The following is a 15390-nucleotide window of genomic DNA, read 5'->3' as shown; positions in this document are numbered from 1 at the left end:
CCCAGGTGTATAGCCGGTTTCGGGTCATCACTTTTCAGTACGTATTAGTAAATCGCGTTTTGGAAATTTTCCATGTTTTTCTCACGAGTGACTCCCATGATCAAAAACCAGTCTACGATATTCCAAATGCCTAATCCACCACAGGTTAGTAATTTTGCAATCCCTAATCCCGTATCGCCTACATAAAAGCGGTCGATTCCTAATCCACCTGCCAACAAAGAAATAATTAAACTGGTGGTTGGATCTTTATATTGTGTGGTTTGCACCATTCCCCATTTAGCTTCATCCAAACTTAACAAACGCTCGCGAATGGCGGGTAAGTGATGGGCTTCAAAGAATTTTGAATTGGCCATCATGAACATGTCTACTTTTTGTGAATCCATAATTTTTGTTTTTTTGTTGATTAAATTTTAAATTATAGGTTTTAAAAATAACTATTTTTCTTGAAATGCCGCATCGATTGGCTCCCAAAGTTCAATCTTATGCCCCTCGGGATCCAAAATCCAAGCAAAGGTGCCATAGTCATAGGTTTCTGGATTCCCAATAATAGTAACGCCTTGTGTGGCTAATTCTGTGAGTAATTGCTTAAGGTGATGAACGCGAAAATTCAGCATAAATTCTTTGTCGCTTGGTTCAAAATAACGGGTGCTTGCCTCAAACGGAGCCCATTGGGTCATGGCATCGTTTCCTTGAGCATCTTTCCACCAAAACGACCATCCATAATCATCTACTGGAATCCCCAAATGAGTGGCATACCAGGATTTCAGTGCTTTTGGGTCTTTTGATTTAAAAAATATCCCTCCTATACCCGTTACACTGGCCTCTTTATTGGGTGCACTATCATGGGGGATGAATAGGCCGTACTTCTGCTTGATTTTATCGACGATGGTTTGGGCTAATTTTTCATGACTTTCATAGGTCCAACCCGCAATATGTGGGGTTAACAACACATTTTCGGAATCCAATAAATACTGTAATGCTTCTGGTCGGTGGTCGGTAAACAAGCTTTCAAAGGATAATTTTTCATATTCCAACACATCCAATCCAGCGCCTATCACTTTTCCTTCTTGCAAGGCTTCGACCAAATCGGCCGTATCCACATTTTTCCCTCTGGAAGTATTGATCAGCCAAAAGGGTTTGGCAAAGGCTTGTATAAATTCTCGGTTGACCATTTTATGGGTTTCTGGTGTCCAAGGGATGTGTAAGCTCACTACATCGGCCTCGGCTTGCAGTGTCTCTAAATCAACCTGTCGTACGCAAGCATCACCCACATTTTCTTGAATATCATAGCAAAGGACATTCACTTCAAATCCGCTTAATTTTTGAGCAAAAGACTTCCCCATATTACCATAGCCAATGATTCCTACGGTTTTTCCTTGCAACTCATACCCTCGATTACCCTCGCGCACCCATTGTCCTTGGCGAACCATACGATCGGCACGATTTAATTTATTCATTAGCGACAACAACATGCCGAGTGCTTGTTCGCCTACCGCATTGCGATTGCCTTCGGGGGCTGCGATTAATTGTACCCCTTTTTGTGTGGCATATTCAACATCAATACTCTCCAAACCTGCCCCTACACGCGCAATAAACTGCAACTGGGTAGCAGCCTCGAGAAACTGCGCATCAATGTTAAACCGACTACGGATTACAATCCCATGATACTGATTGATCTTGGCTTCAACGGCAGCCTTATCGGAAGTGTAATCGGCTTCGTTGGTAAATCCAGCAGCTTCCAATTGCGCCCAAAGCAACGGATGGTTGGTATCTAAATGAAGGATGTGAATGGCGTTGGTCTTCAAAACAAATGCGATTGGTGAGAAACAAAGATATAAAAAGGGAAAACGAACTAGAAGCCCAAAATCATACGGGCAATGGAAAAGTAAATCAAAATCCCGCAAATATCATTGCTTGTGGTGATAAACGGACCCGTCGCTAAAGCTGGGTCGATACCAAATTTATCCAAAATTAAGGGAATAGAGGTCCCAATAAGCGAGGCCGTTATAATTACAGAAACCAAGGCGATAGTAACAATTACGCCAATTTTCAACTCAACGCCCAATAGAAAATGACTGCCCAAAAACAAGATCGCCGCTAGGATTATGCCGTTGAGCAAACTGAGTGAAATTTCTTTGAGGAGGCGATTTATAATGGAACCACTGATGGATTGATTGGCCAAACCTTGTACGATAATCGCCGAAGATTGTACACCTACATTTCCCGCCATCGCTGCAATCAGGGGTGTAAAAAAGAATAATTTGTAGTGTTCTTTCATGGCGCCTTCAAACAAACTCAGCATTTCTACGGAGATAAAACCGCCGAATAAAGCCAAAACTAACCAAGGTAAACGCGCGCGGGTCAAATCTAAAATGCTGTCATCCGCCTCGACGTCTTGCGAGATCCCTGCCGCCAACTGGTAATCTTTGTCGGCTTCTTCTTTAATCACGTCGACGATATCGTCAATGGTGATACGACCTACTAAACGTCCCATTTCATCCACAACGGGAATAGCTTCCAAGTCGTATTTCTGCATGATTCGGGCCACTTCGGTATTGGAAGTGTTCACACGAACGTAATCTACTTTTTTGATGTATACCTCACTGATGGGCGTTTTCGTAGAAGTGGTCAATAAATCTTTCAACGATAGGCGTCCTTTCAACCGATTGTCATCATCAACCACATAGATGGAATGAACGCGGGTGACGTTTTCGGCTTGCAAGCGCATTTCTTTGACGCAGGTCAGTACATTCCAATTTTCATTGACTTTAACCAATTCTTTCCCCATCAAACCTCCGGCAGTATCTTCGTCGTAACGCAACAAATCGACAATGTCTTTGGCGTGTTCCACGTCTTCTAGCTCAGAGATTACCTCTTCTTTTTTGCTTTGCGGAAGTTCGGCAATAATATCGGCCGCATCGTCGGTATCTAGTTCGTCAATTTCTTCGGCAATTTCTTTCGCCGACATGCGTTTCAGAATCTTTTCACGAAGTTCCTCATCGATCTCCATCAGCACATCGGCTGTTTTTTCAGAATCGAGAATGCTAAAGATATAGGAAGCTTGGGTGTCGTCGAGTTCTTCCATAATCTCGGCGATATCGGCATAATGCAGATCGCTAAGGAGATCGTGTAACTCACGCTCCTTATTGTGCAGAATCAAATTATTGATTTGATCCAGTAACTCTTTACTGATTTTAAACTGCATACGCCTCGATTTTTTGGGTCAATGCAATAAAATCTTCGGTGGACAATTGTTCCGGACGAAGATCAAATACCGCATCTTCCCGTAAAGGATCGGGCAAATTTAAGGATTTTAAACTGTTTCGTAGCGTTTTTCTGCGTTGATTAAAGGCAATTTTTACCACATTGAAGAGCATTTTCTCATTACAGGCTAAGCGATAATCGGACTTTCGCACCAAACGCAAGACGCCAGATTTCACTTTTGGTGGCGGATTGAACACGTGTTCGCCAACGGTAAACAAGTATTCAGCCTCATAAAATGCTTGAACCAAAACCGAGAGAATGCCATAGGTTTTACTGCCTTTTTTTTCACAAATACGTTCGGCCACTTCTTTTTGAAACATCCCAGAGAATTCAGGTACTCGATCGCGCATTTCAAGCATTTTGAAAACAATTTGTGTCGAAATATTGTAGGGGAAATTGCCCGTTATGGCAAAAGGTTTTCCTTCAAACTCGGTATAAAAATCGTGCTTTAAAAAGTCTTTGGATAGGATTTTTCCATGCAATTTGGGATAATGTTGTTCCAAATACGCCACAGATTCGGTATCAATTTCCACTACATGGGTATCGATATCTTTTTCCAACAAATACTTAGTTAACACCCCCATTCCGGGTCCGATTTCTAGCACCGTATCATAGCCTTCCAACGTCAAGGTATCGCCAATACGACGGGCAATCGTTTCGTCGGTTAAAAAATGTTGCCCTAAATGTTTTTTGGCTCTAACTTGGTTCATGAGAGTAAAAATTAAGGATTTAGTTGACGTAACTGATGTACATCGAATAAGTCTTTGGGGCGTCCTGCTTTTAATTTACTAGTAATTAAATCATCAAGTGATAACACATTCCATTGTAAAAATTCATTTTGATTAACGACCACCAACTCACTGGAATGATAGGCTTCCTCAAAAGTTTTATTGACAGAAAAACGAGTAATCAATTCCAAATCTAAATCTTCGGGTGAAAACTTAATCGAAATATTTTGATTTCCCTCCAAAACCGATTGAGGAAAAGCATCGATTTCATAACCAAGTTCTTGGAAAACAATGACTAATCTATTGAAATTTTCTGGTGTGGTTTCTATCCAAAAATCAACATCAGCTGAATGCCTTTGGTAACCATGAAAATTTACCGCTCCACCGCCCACCATAAGCATTCGTACCCCGTTTCGTTGTGCAGAGGAAATAAACTGATCGATATTATGTTCCCAATTTCGAATCATTTGGCAGTAATTACAATTAAAAAATTATCTTTCTTTGGCGATGAATTTTGTTTTACTGGGAAGGATTTCATTCGTCTACACAAGGCAAAAAATGCTAGTACGCGCTCCGTTTTGGAAAGCTTCAAAAAATCCGCTTGTCGACGGGCATTGCTTTCTTCTTTGGTGGTAAAACGAATTTCCATGGCATTAATTATTTTGATAATGTTCTGAAATTAATTGCAATTCGGTTCGAAACGCCAACATTTTATCCCCAAACAATTGATAGCCCTCTTCGCGTAACCGGGTGGCGTCTTCATCGTAATAGCGTTGTAACGTTTGCAAGCTATCGGTCGTGTATTGTACGGCATAGGTTACCCCACCCATTTCTTCCTCGACCAAGACCTTTACCAATCGGGCAGAACAAAACTTTCCGGTAGCCAAGACATCGTTTATATGCTTGTTTTGCATCCAACGCATCCATTGATCGTGAACGCTCTCGTGAATATTGATGGTTACATTGTATAGTATCATATACCCGCTCCAATTCTTAAATGGAAATTTCCATTTATAATTTATAATTCAACATTTAAAATAGTTCCTTATAGTTCTTTATCCCCGCGCAATCGACGGAATTTCTTTTGCGCATCGACATAAAAAATACTGTCTTCTCGGTGGAGAATAATTTCTTCATACAGGGATTTGGCCTTATCGACTTCTCCTGTTTTTTGGTATAATTCGGCCGCAAAATACGTTGCCTCATCCACATAGATGCATTCTTTGTGTTGGTCAATGATTTGGCGGTAACTGGCAATGGCTTCGGGAAAATTGTTTTGTTCTTCCCACAATTTACCAATGCGCAACAGCGTTACGGGTTCGATTTCCTGCCCCTTGTGCTCTTTTAAAATGGTCAGAAAAGCTTGTAAGGCTTCGGATTTTTTATTTTGGTACAACAAATAATCAGCCCGGGCAAACTTTTTCAAGGCCGTTTGTGTCGAATCGGCTACGGTATTGTCGCTGATAAGCAAATACAAATCCATCGCGTCGTTGGCGATTAATTGGGTAGAAGCCGACTTCAAGACGCCCAATTGGTGTTCGGCCCATTTGAAATCGCCTTTGTAATAACTCGTTTTTGCCACCCGCAAACTTGCTTCTTGTCCCAACGGATTGTTCCCTCCCTCATTTTCAACTTGCGCGAAATAGATTAAGGCTTGGTTGAATTTTTCTTCCAACAACAATATGGCCGCTAAATCCATTTTTACCTCTGCAATTTCCTCCCGTTTCAAGGGCATTTCGAGCGCATTTTTTAAAATGACTTTGGCGGTTTCGGTATCTTTTTGCTGAAAAGCGGAAAATTTCGCTTTCAATTGCAACAAGGATAACGAATAGGGGCTCACCCCAAACTGTTTGATACGCATATCCAATTCGGTTGCTATAGCGGGATAAGCTGCAGGTTGCGCTTTCTTGATTTGCAGTTCAATCAAGTAGGTATGGGCCTTGATTTGGAGATCCAAATCGCGGGTATTTTCAAGAATAAAGTTCAGAATTTCGGTGGCGGCCTCTTCGTCATTTTCACTCATGGCCAATTGCGCCAAATTGACAATGTTGGAAAAAGAATCGGGACTTCGTTTGTAAATTGCTTTTTGCTGAATAAAGGCCTTACCGTACTCTTTTTGTTGTACGTAGTACCAACTCAAATAGTCATTCCAAAACAAATCTTGGGTTTTTTGAATGAGTCCCAACAACGCTTTGCGCAAGGCATCGTTGAAGGTCACCGAAGCATCTTCACTCATAAACCGCGACAATTGGTTTTGAATCATCACTAAGCTTTGGGGATTGTTGTAGGATTCGGTCAAGAATTTCTCAATCATGTTATCCATATCCCCTTTTTGTCCGTAGAGCAACGCCATTTGGTAATTGAAGTTGTATTTGGGTTCGATACTCACCGCCAATTCATAGGCTTGAATGGCGTAATCCGTAAGCCCTTTTTTATCAAAACCATAGGCAATTTGATAGACTTCGTTATGGTTTTTGCGAATTTTATCCAGGGCTTGTTCGTAATACTTTTTGGCTTTGTCTGCCTCTTTTTGCAGTTGGAAATTGTACCCTAACTCAACCAAATAACTGCCTTGTTTGTATTGGTCTAAGCGATTTTGAATGAGTTTTTCGGACTTGTCAAATTGTTGCAATTGCTGGTAACATTCAACCGTTCGCTGGAAAAAATTGAAATTATGGGGCTGCGATTTAAGCAATTCTTCATAGCTCACCAAGGCTTTCTCAAATTCTCCACGGTCAAAGTAATTCTGTGCCAATTGCTCGTTTTGAGCTACAGCATGAATTCCGATGCAGAGGAAAAGTAAAAAGAGTAATTGCTTCATAATAAAAAAACAATGCACTAAAGTAACACAAAAGGCGGTCATTTAGTACAATTGTTTAGGGTTTCTTAACGTATGTTAATTGATGATATCAAATCCGGTGTACGGACGTAAAACCTCTGGGATAACAATTCCTTCGGGAGTTTGATAATTCTCCAAGATTCCAGCCATGACACGGGGTAAGGCCAATGAACTTCCGTTTAAGGTGTGTGCCAATTGTGTTTTTCCATCTTTTCCTTTGAAGCGCAACTTTAAGCGATTGGCTTGGAAGGTCTCGAAATTGGACACCGAAGAAATTTCCAACCAACGGTCTTGCGCTGTAGAAAACACTTCAAAATCGTAGGTTAGGGCCGAGGCAAAACTCATATCGCCTCCGCACAAACGAAGAATTCGATACGGTAATTTCAATTCGCGCATGATATTTTTCACATGTTCAACCATCCCTTCCAACGCATCATACGACTTCTCGGGATGTTCAATACGAACAATTTCGACTTTATCAAATTGGTGCAAACGATTCAAGCCACGAACATGCGCCCCATATGAACCTGCCTCACGACGGAAACAAGGAGTATAGCCTGTACATAAAATCGGCAAGTCATTTTCACTCAACAATTCATCCCGGAACAAGTTGGTTACCGGTACTTCAGCGGTGGGAATCAAATAAAGGTCATCCAACCCTACATGGTACATTTGTCCTTCTTTGTCGGGCAATTGTCCGGTACCAAACCCCGAAGCCTCATTCACCAAATGCGGCACTTGGTATTCTTGATAGCCAGCCTCTGTATTTTTATCCAGAAAATAGGAAATCAAGGCGCGTTGCAATCGAGCTCCTTTTCCTTTGTAAACGGGAAACCCAGCTCCTGTGATTTTTACGCCCAACTCGAAGTCGATAATATCGTATTTTTTGACCAATTCCCAATGCGGAAGAGCCCCTTCGTGTAACACTGGAATAGCACCTTCTTGAAATACATTTACATTTTCATCAGGAGTTTTTCCTTCGGGTACAATAGATGCGGGCAGGTTGGGTAAAAGGTAGAGTTTTTCGGTCAATTGTGAAGCAAAAACCTCCAATTGTTCCGACAAAAGTTTGCTTTCGTCACGAAGATTGGTTGTTTTTTGCTTTAAGATTTCGGCTTTTGCTTTTTCCCCATTTTTCATCAACATTCCAATATCTTTGGAAAGCTTATTTGATTCGGCCAATACATTATCTAACGCGGCTTGGGAACTGCGTCGTTTTTCATCCAATTCAACAATCTCCATCACTATCACTCGAGCATCAAAATGCTTGCGCTTCAAAGCTGTAATAATTCGTTCGGGATTTTCGCGAATAACCGCAATCTGTAACATGGGTGTAGGGTGTTAAAATTCAGTGGACAAAGGTAACAAAATGCTTTCGATAATTCTTCATACGTTTCTGGCAAAATGCCTAGCATCAGGCTATTGCAAATCTTTAAAATTATACACATTTTAGCAATTGATTATCAACAATATGCCGTAATTTTTTTTACATTCGCAAAAATTTCAACAATCCCTATGAATAAAATCTACCTACTCTCCTTTTTAGGAATGGCGCTTTTGGGTCATGCGCAACAAAATGCTGACGAACTTGAATCGATAAGCCAAGCTGAACGAAAAGCGGCTGAATCTAAGATGACCGTGACCGTTAATGCCAACACAACCAATTACGATGTTACGTATCATAAAATAGAACTCACTGTTAATCCCGCCGTGGCCAATGTCAATGGAAAAGTAACTACTACGTTTACTGCCTTGCAAAACATGACGACCGTTACCTTTGATTTGATGAATGAATTGACGGTATCCTCGGTAAAAATGAATGCGCAGAATTTGGCTTTCACGCAAAATACCAATGAAGAATTGGTCATTACCTTACCCTCCCAAGTGACCACTGGAACTAGTGCAACCGTTGAAATTACGTATGCGGGTACCCCACCGGTTAGTGGTTTTGATTCATTTGAAGCGAGCACTCACGCTGGTGTTCCTGTAATGTGGACGCTTTCGCAACCTTTTGGAGCGCGCGATTGGTGGCCTTGTAAACAAGATTTAAATGACAAGATCAACAGTGTTGACATTTTTATTACTGCCCCTTCGCAATATGTTTCTGTGGCCAATGGTGTGAAACAATCGGAAACTATTAATGGAAGTAGCAAAAGGACCCACTTTCATCACGGGTACCCCATTCCTGCATATTTGATTTGTTTTGCCGTCACCAATTACACCGTTTATACCCAAACGGCTGGTACAGCACCCAATACGTTTCCGGTGATTAACTATGTTTATCCTGAAAGTTTCAATGCAACGGTTCAAGCCCAAATGGAAGAAACCTTGAGCATCATGGACTACTTTGAAGCGTTGTTTGAACCCTATCCGTATCGTAACGAGCAATACGGTCATGCCCAATTTGGTTGGGGTGGCGGAATGGAACATACAACAATGTCATTTATGAATAATTTCAGTCGGGGACTTATTGCACACGAATTGGCGCACCAATGGTTTGGCAACAAAGTAACGTGTGGGTCGTGGAAAGATATCTGGTTGAATGAAGGATTTGCTACGTATTTGTCGTCCTTGGTAATCGAACAATTTGATGGCGAAACTGCTTTTATTGCTAACAAAACACAATTAATCAACAACATCACCTCGCAAACGGGAGGAGCTGTTTACCTTACTGATAGTGAGGCAAACAACTCGAGTCGTATTTTCAGCAGTCGATTGAGTTACAACAAAGCCGCGATGGTGTTGCACATGTTGCGATGGCGGATGGGAGATACCAATTATTTTCAGGCGTTGCGCAACTATTTGGCCGACCCAGCATTGGCCTTTAATTATGCCGTAACGGCGCAATTCAAAAGCCATTTGGAGGCAGTTCATGGCAGTGATTTGACCGAATTTTTCAACGATTGGGTGTACAAACAAGGGTATCCAACCTACAGCGTTATTGCGCAAAACTGGGGCGGCGGCCAGGCTAAAATTACCATCAACCAGTCGCAATCGCATTCCAGTGTTTCCTTTTTTGAAATGCCTGTGATGGTGCGTTTAACGGGTGCGGGTGGACAAACGCATGACGTAGTTTTGGAACACACCTTTGACGGAGAAGAATTTATAGTACCGGTTCCTTTTTTGGTAACAGGGGTACAATTCGATCCCAAACGGGAAATCATTTCACGCAACAACACGGCTCAATTGGGGAACGACACCTTTACGCCCGATACGGTTTTGGCGTTGTATCCTAATCCAGCCAAAGAATTGGTTCACCTTCAAATGCCCAATACCCAAACCTTAATCGACATTGAAGTGTTTAATCCTTTGGGACAAAAAGTGGCGACTTACACTTCGGTTGACATGAATATTTCTGGATTGGCCTCGGGAAGCTATACCGTTCGTATTCGCACTTCGGAAGGCGTTTTTCATAAAAAAATGATAAAAAACGGGAATTAATTTTTAAAGAGACATTCTCCGAATCAAAATGTGCTATTTTTGTGGCGCATTGAATTTTTAGGTAACGCATACATGGAATTTGTAATTAAACTGAGTCAGTTTTTACTGAGTCTCTCAATATTGATTGTCCTTCACGAACTTGGCCACTTTATACCGGCTAAGTTATTTAAAACACGAGTAGAAAAATTCTATTTGTTTTTTGACGTTAAATTTTCCCTTTTCAAAAAGAAAGTAGGCGAAACAGTCTATGGTATTGGATGGCTTCCGTTGGGCGGTTACGTGAAAATTGCAGGGATGATTGACGAGTCGATGGACACTGAGCAGATGCAAGGCGAACCCCAACCGTGGGAATTCCGTTCGAAACCGGCTTGGCAGCGCTTAATCATCATGTTGGGCGGTGTATTGGTAAATTTCATTCTTGCCTTCATCATTTACATCGGTATGACCTTTTACTACGGCCAGCAATACATTGCCAACAGTGATGTGAAAGATGGAGTTTGGGTTATCAATCCGGTTTTGGAAAAAGCGGGACTTCAAAATGGAGACAAAATTGTACGCATTGACCAAACCAAGATCGAGCGTTTTAACGACATACAACCACAACTGGCATTAGCCAAAGAAGTGGAAGTGATTCGAAAAGGGAAAGACACTGTAATCAAACTTCCTGTTAATTTTATTGATCAACTCCTTAAAACAGACCATAAGGCATTAATAACCCTTCGGATTCCGTTTATAATTTCGGACATTCCTGCTGGTTCACACAATGCAAAACAGCTCAAGAAAAAAGATATTTTAAAAGGGTTTAATGGTCAACCTATAACCTACGCGGACGAGTTGTTTGCGCAGTTAAATACCATGAAAGGAAAAGCCTTGGCTGCTGTAGTAGAACGCGACGGAAAAGAAGTGCCTGTTCAATTGAACGTGAATAAAGAGGGGAAATTAGGCGTAGCTTATGCTCCCATGTTGCCGCTTGATAATTTAGAAAAACTAGGATTGTACACCGTTAAATCGGAGGAGTTCAGTCTTTGGGAATCGATTCCTATTGGAATTCAAATGGGTATTGACCAATTGACCAGTTATGGAAAACAACTGAAAGCCATTTTCAACCCCGACACCGGCGCATACAAAGCCGTGGGTGGTTTTGGTGCTATTTTCAACGTGTTTCCATCTGCTTGGAGTTGGCAAGTATTTTGGGGGATTACCGCGTTTTTATCGATCATGTTGGGCGTTATGAATTTGTTGCCCATTCCAGCACTTGACGGCGGCCATGTGATGTTTTTATTGTATGAAATGATTTCCGGTCGTAAACCTAGCGATAAATTCTTGGAACGAGCCCAAATGGTTGGTTTTGTTATTCTTATTGCCTTGTTGGTTTTTGCCAATGGAAACGACCTGTATAAGGCGATTTTCAAATAGTATTTTTTTGAAAATTTTTACCTAAAATGTTTGCATTTGTAAAATTCCGTTTTATCTTTGCAACCGCTTAAAAGATATAACATCTTCCTCCTTAGCTCAGTTGGTTAGAGCATCTGACTGTTAATCAGAGGGTCCTTGGTTCGAGCCCAAGAGGGGGAGCTACTAAAGAAAAGCCTTCACAGAGATGTGAGGGCTTTTTTGATTTTACATGTCAAACATTTGTAAAACAAATTCTGTTTCATCTACAAGTTTGTTTTATATTTTCTCATTCAAAACAATAATATTAAATACAAACCATTAAAACTTTAAACCTCAAGTTCTTCAAATTTTTACAAGGTAATTAATGTTTTTCTACTATTTTGCTAAATTTACTAACACTTTGACAAGAAAGAGTGACTTTTATAGACAAAACAGCGTTGCTAAAGTTTTTTTCTCGGTTATTCAACCACCTCAAGTAAAAGAAATGGCAATTGTCTCACGCAGTTGTATAAATAATAATCAAGTAAGAGGCATGCTTGAAACAATTTATAAAACATGAAAAAACTAATTCTTCTTTTATCAGTTTTTACTTTATCATATAGTTGCAGTAGTGATAGTAACAACTCAAGTAATAACAATGGAAATTCATTCACCAACAGTATGGATTATGAATTTACCATTACTATTAATGGTGAAGTTCATAAAGTAAAAGGAAATACTACTAATGGAATTCCAAAAGGTGTAGTGCAAAGTATAGGTAATTTGATAAATAATGAATGTCAAGTTCTTCAAAGTGGAGGACAAAAAGTCGTAATACTTAAAATTAATGATGTAACAGCTACTAATTACATATCTGGTCAAAATTTGGAATGCCAAATTATTTTACCAAATTTACTATTAGGTGTTAATGAAGCTCAAGTACTATTTAATGGTTCTTATTTTGATTCTGTATGTACAAGTTTAGGCGCCTATTCACCAGGATCAGGTATAGGTTTTTCTTATTTTCAATCAATAAGTGGGCCTTTCAATAGCACTTTACAAAGAAAAATCCCAATCACAATAACCGATTTAGGCACAACATCTACAAACCATTCATTGTGGTCTCCAACAACACCATATAATTTTGGACAAACATTAAAAGGTAATTATTCAGGAACAATTTATTTGTCTTCCAACAATTCAGCTCTAACTAATTATAATATTCCTGTACAAATAAGTATTGATTTCAAAGCTTTAAGAATGTATTAGATCTAACTCTCATCAATAATTAATTATGGCAGGTTTCCCTTTCCATACCGTCCAAATATTTATAATAAAACACACAACAATCATGGAAATACCAAAAACCTATTCAGACAAACTTACCATTGTTATCCCATTAAAGAAACATGTGGTGAGTCAATGGAAACTGCTATTGAAATATCGGGAGTTCATATTAATCACCTTAATCCCATAGAAGTAAGTATTATTAAACATCTATTTGATGACAAACCATGGACAAAGGTGGGTCAATCCCTTGTTTATGATAATGATAAAACCTATGATAAGATTGAGGTGGTGAAACTATTATTGAATAATGGCGAAACTAAACGTTATGAATTTTGGTTTGATATTACGGAGTGTTTTGGAAATAACAAATAATTGATTTTCATAGAAAGCACAAAATATTAAATATTTTTCATGTTGTATAACTAAATTTCATATATTTGAATAATTGTTTTTCACAAATCAACATGAATCATAATCAATATTCACAAAAAATAACGCTTTTTCATGGCAGACAAGCTCCAGAAGAAGGAACCTTGGTAGGCTATGGTGCTATAATAGATAGTCTCAAACTATCTATGCCTTTACCTAATAAATTGACATTAATAAGTACAAAAAATCGCCAATATACAGACAGTCATTGGCTGGTTCTTACACCGAGACATGAACCTGAAGATAATTTGTATAAACAAATTGTTTTTGCGCTGAAATATGAAGGCCTAAACTTGTTATTTTTTAAAAAACTGTTTCAACAACTAACTAATGAAGAAGTTACAACGTTAGTTCAAATTGAGCCCACAGGCCAATACAGTCGCAAAATTTGGTTTTTGTATGAATGGTTGATGGGCTACAAACTAAACATTCCCGATTTAACCCAAGCAAATTTTGTGAATCTAGTTGACGAAGAGATGCAATACGCCTCATCAACTTCAATTAAATCAAGCAGACATAGAATCAACAATAACCTAGCAGGAACCGTTGATTTTTGTCCATTAATATTCAAAACCGAAAAATTAGAAAATTTCATAGGAAAGAATAATCCCGATAGCATAAAAACAACTATTAGTGGGTTTCGTAAAGATATTTTGCTCAGAACATCTTCTTTTTTGTTGTTAAAAGATTCCAAAGCTTCCTTTAGCATTGAAGGAGAGACGCCTACTCAAAACAGAGCTATTAGATGGGGAAAAGCTATTGGCCAAGCAGGGAGTAAACCTTTGAGCAATGAAGAGTTTTGTCGGTTACAACAAATTGTAATTGAAAGTAGCCGCTTCATCAAGATGGGCTATAGAACCGAAGGTGGCTTTGTAGGGGAACATGATAGGGTAACAGGTGAGCCCATCCCAGAGCATATATCCGCAAAGGAAGATGATGTAGAAACGTTGATGAATGGATTAATCAAATCTGCTAATTACCTTGAGTCAATAGAATTTAACCCTGTGCTTGCTGCTACAAAAATTGCCTTTGGATTTGTATTCATACATCCTTTTGTAGATGGTAATGGTAGGATTCACCGTTATGTAATTCATCATCTATTAGCCGCTATGAAATACAGCCCACAAGGAATTATTTTTCCTGTGTCGGCTGCTATATTAGAACGAATAGTTGAATACCAGAGGGTGCTTGAAAACTATTCCCTTCTGCTATTGGATTTTATTGAATGGGAAAAAACAGAAAAGAATAACGTAAAAGTCCTTAACGATACTATTGATTTTTATAGGTATTTCGATGCAACGCCACAGGCTGAATTTTTATTTGAATGTGTGGATACGACCATTCATCAAACTATTCCAGCAGAGGTTAACTATCTTCAAAAATATGATGAAATGAAGCTCTGGTTGGATGACCATTTTCAAATGCCTGATGATATGGTAGCTTTATTGATTCGTTTTTTAGAACAAAACCAAGGCACTTTGTCTAAACGAGCAAGAGAAAAAGAGTTTGTTACACTTAACCCTGAAGAAGTCAAAAATATAGAGGAAATGTTCAGCGTTATTTTTACTGAAAACACCTAAATTTTTAGGTGCACTTTTGGGTGTACTTTGCTATTTTTAAAAGCGTTTTTTGGCGAATATCCCAGTGATGGCTTGGGGTTTCAGCATAGCATAGAATTTCTGTTAATCAGAGCCCCGATAGCTATCGGGGTTGGTTCGAGCCCAATAGGGGGAGCAAACAACAGAAAGCCTTCACAGCCATGTGAGGGCTTTTTTGGTTTTACAAAACTTATTAAGAAATCAGATGAGGTTATTACTACTTTTTAGTATATGTAAAGAAAAATCCATTTTTTATACAAACCAAAGTTGCTTTGATAAAAAAATCGCGTTTTCTTATCATATCAAAAAACATCTCTTTTATTATACCCGTTGTGGTATATTCTCGCTTAAAAAAATAAATTTACACCTTTAAGGGTATAAATTAAAAAAAAATTCCTATTTTTATACCCTAAAAGGTGCATATTAT

General features: G+C 39.3%; 14 protein-coding genes, 1 tRNA gene and 1 pseudogene. 6 read left to right on the top strand and 10 right to left on the bottom strand.

Going from position 1 to position 15390, the window contains the following annotated elements; genetic code table 11:
• Positions 1-44: 44 nt before the first annotated feature.
• From ABWO12_RS10640 to serS, 10 genes and pseudogenes are all read right to left on the bottom strand, one after another.
• Positions 45-383, bottom strand: coding sequence for a TM2 domain-containing protein (locus tag ABWO12_RS10640; protein ID WP_297515271.1), 339 nt, complete (start codon positions 381-383; stop codon positions 45-47).
• 51 nt (positions 384-434) lie between these two features.
• Positions 435-797, bottom strand: coding sequence for a VOC family protein (locus ABWO12_RS10635; RefSeq protein ID WP_353088900.1), 363 nt, complete (start codon positions 795-797; stop codon positions 435-437).
• Positions 798-860: 63 nt separating this feature from the next.
• Positions 861-1805 (bottom strand): annotated as a pseudogene (locus tag ABWO12_RS10630) (2-hydroxyacid dehydrogenase); the annotation flags it as partial.
• Positions 1806-1852: 47 nt separating this feature from the next.
• Complete coding sequence (gene mgtE / locus ABWO12_RS10625) at positions 1853-3205, bottom strand: magnesium transporter (protein WP_353088896.1); 1353 nt, start codon at positions 3203-3205, stop codon at positions 1853-1855.
• Positions 3195-3974 carry a 16S rRNA (adenine(1518)-N(6)/adenine(1519)-N(6))-dimethyltransferase RsmA gene (gene rsmA, locus ABWO12_RS10620; RefSeq protein WP_353088895.1) on the bottom strand — a complete coding sequence of 260 codons (780 nt, stop codon included), beginning with the start codon at positions 3972-3974 and terminating at the stop codon, positions 3195-3197. The genes mgtE and rsmA overlap by 11 nt, the downstream gene beginning before the upstream one ends.
• Positions 3975-3985: 11 nt before the next feature.
• Entirely contained in the window at positions 3986-4459 is a 474-nt protein-coding gene (locus tag ABWO12_RS10615; RefSeq protein ID WP_287781684.1) for a nucleotidyl transferase AbiEii/AbiGii toxin family protein, read from the bottom strand.
• Positions 4456-4641, bottom strand: a complete 186-nt coding sequence (locus ABWO12_RS10610; protein WP_353088894.1) for a hypothetical protein — start codon at positions 4639-4641, stop codon at positions 4456-4458. The genes ABWO12_RS10615 and ABWO12_RS10610 overlap by 4 nt, the downstream gene beginning before the upstream one ends.
• Before the next feature lie 4 nt (positions 4642-4645).
• Positions 4646-4969 (bottom strand): DUF4286 family protein, encoded by a 324-nt coding sequence (locus ABWO12_RS10605; protein WP_353088892.1) that lies wholly within the window; start codon positions 4967-4969, stop codon positions 4646-4648.
• A 68-nt stretch (positions 4970-5037) separates the two neighbouring features.
• Positions 5038-6813 carry a tetratricopeptide repeat protein gene (locus tag ABWO12_RS10600; protein ID WP_353088890.1) on the bottom strand — a complete coding sequence of 592 codons (1776 nt, stop codon included), beginning with the start codon at positions 6811-6813 and terminating at the stop codon, positions 5038-5040.
• Between the two features lie 75 nt (positions 6814-6888).
• Entirely contained in the window at positions 6889-8160 is a 1272-nt protein-coding gene (gene serS / locus ABWO12_RS10595; RefSeq protein WP_353088889.1) for a serine--tRNA ligase, read from the bottom strand.
• Positions 8161-8346: 186 nt separating this feature from the next.
• Here serS and ABWO12_RS10590 point away from each other — a divergent pair, with 186 nt between their 5' ends.
• The 6 genes from ABWO12_RS10590 (at position 8347) to ABWO12_RS10565 (ending at position 14945) form a co-directional block, all read left to right on the top strand.
• On the top strand, positions 8347-10272 hold the full coding sequence (locus ABWO12_RS10590; protein ID WP_353088888.1) for a M1 family metallopeptidase: 1926 nt from the start codon (positions 8347-8349) through the stop codon (positions 10270-10272).
• A 72-nt stretch (positions 10273-10344) separates the two neighbouring features.
• Positions 10345-11688 (top strand): RIP metalloprotease RseP, encoded by a 1344-nt coding sequence (gene rseP, locus ABWO12_RS10585; protein ID WP_353088898.1) that lies wholly within the window; start codon positions 10345-10347, stop codon positions 11686-11688.
• Positions 11689-11773: 85 nt separating this feature from the next.
• Positions 11774-11847, top strand: a tRNA-Asn gene (locus tag ABWO12_RS10580).
• Positions 11848-12222: 375 nt separating this feature from the next.
• Positions 12223-12915, top strand: coding sequence for a hypothetical protein (locus tag ABWO12_RS10575; protein ID WP_353088886.1), 693 nt, complete (start codon positions 12223-12225; stop codon positions 12913-12915).
• A 153-nt stretch (positions 12916-13068) separates the two neighbouring features.
• Positions 13069-13308, top strand: a complete 240-nt coding sequence (locus ABWO12_RS10570) for a hypothetical protein (protein WP_353088885.1) — start codon at positions 13069-13071, stop codon at positions 13306-13308.
• A gap of 92 nt (positions 13309-13400) precedes the next feature.
• Positions 13401-14945: a Fic family protein gene (locus ABWO12_RS10565; protein ID WP_353088884.1), complete on the top strand. Its 1545-nt coding sequence runs from the start codon at positions 13401-13403 to the stop codon at positions 14943-14945.
• Positions 14946-15390: the final 445 nt, after the last annotated feature.

Origin of the sequence: Flavobacterium sp., assembly GCF_040379285.1 — a bacterium.
GTDB lineage: Bacteria > Bacteroidota > Bacteroidia > Flavobacteriales > Flavobacteriaceae > Flavobacterium.
The sequence above is the reverse complement of the archived record's forward strand: the minus strand, read 5'-3'. Positions and strand labels throughout refer to the sequence as shown.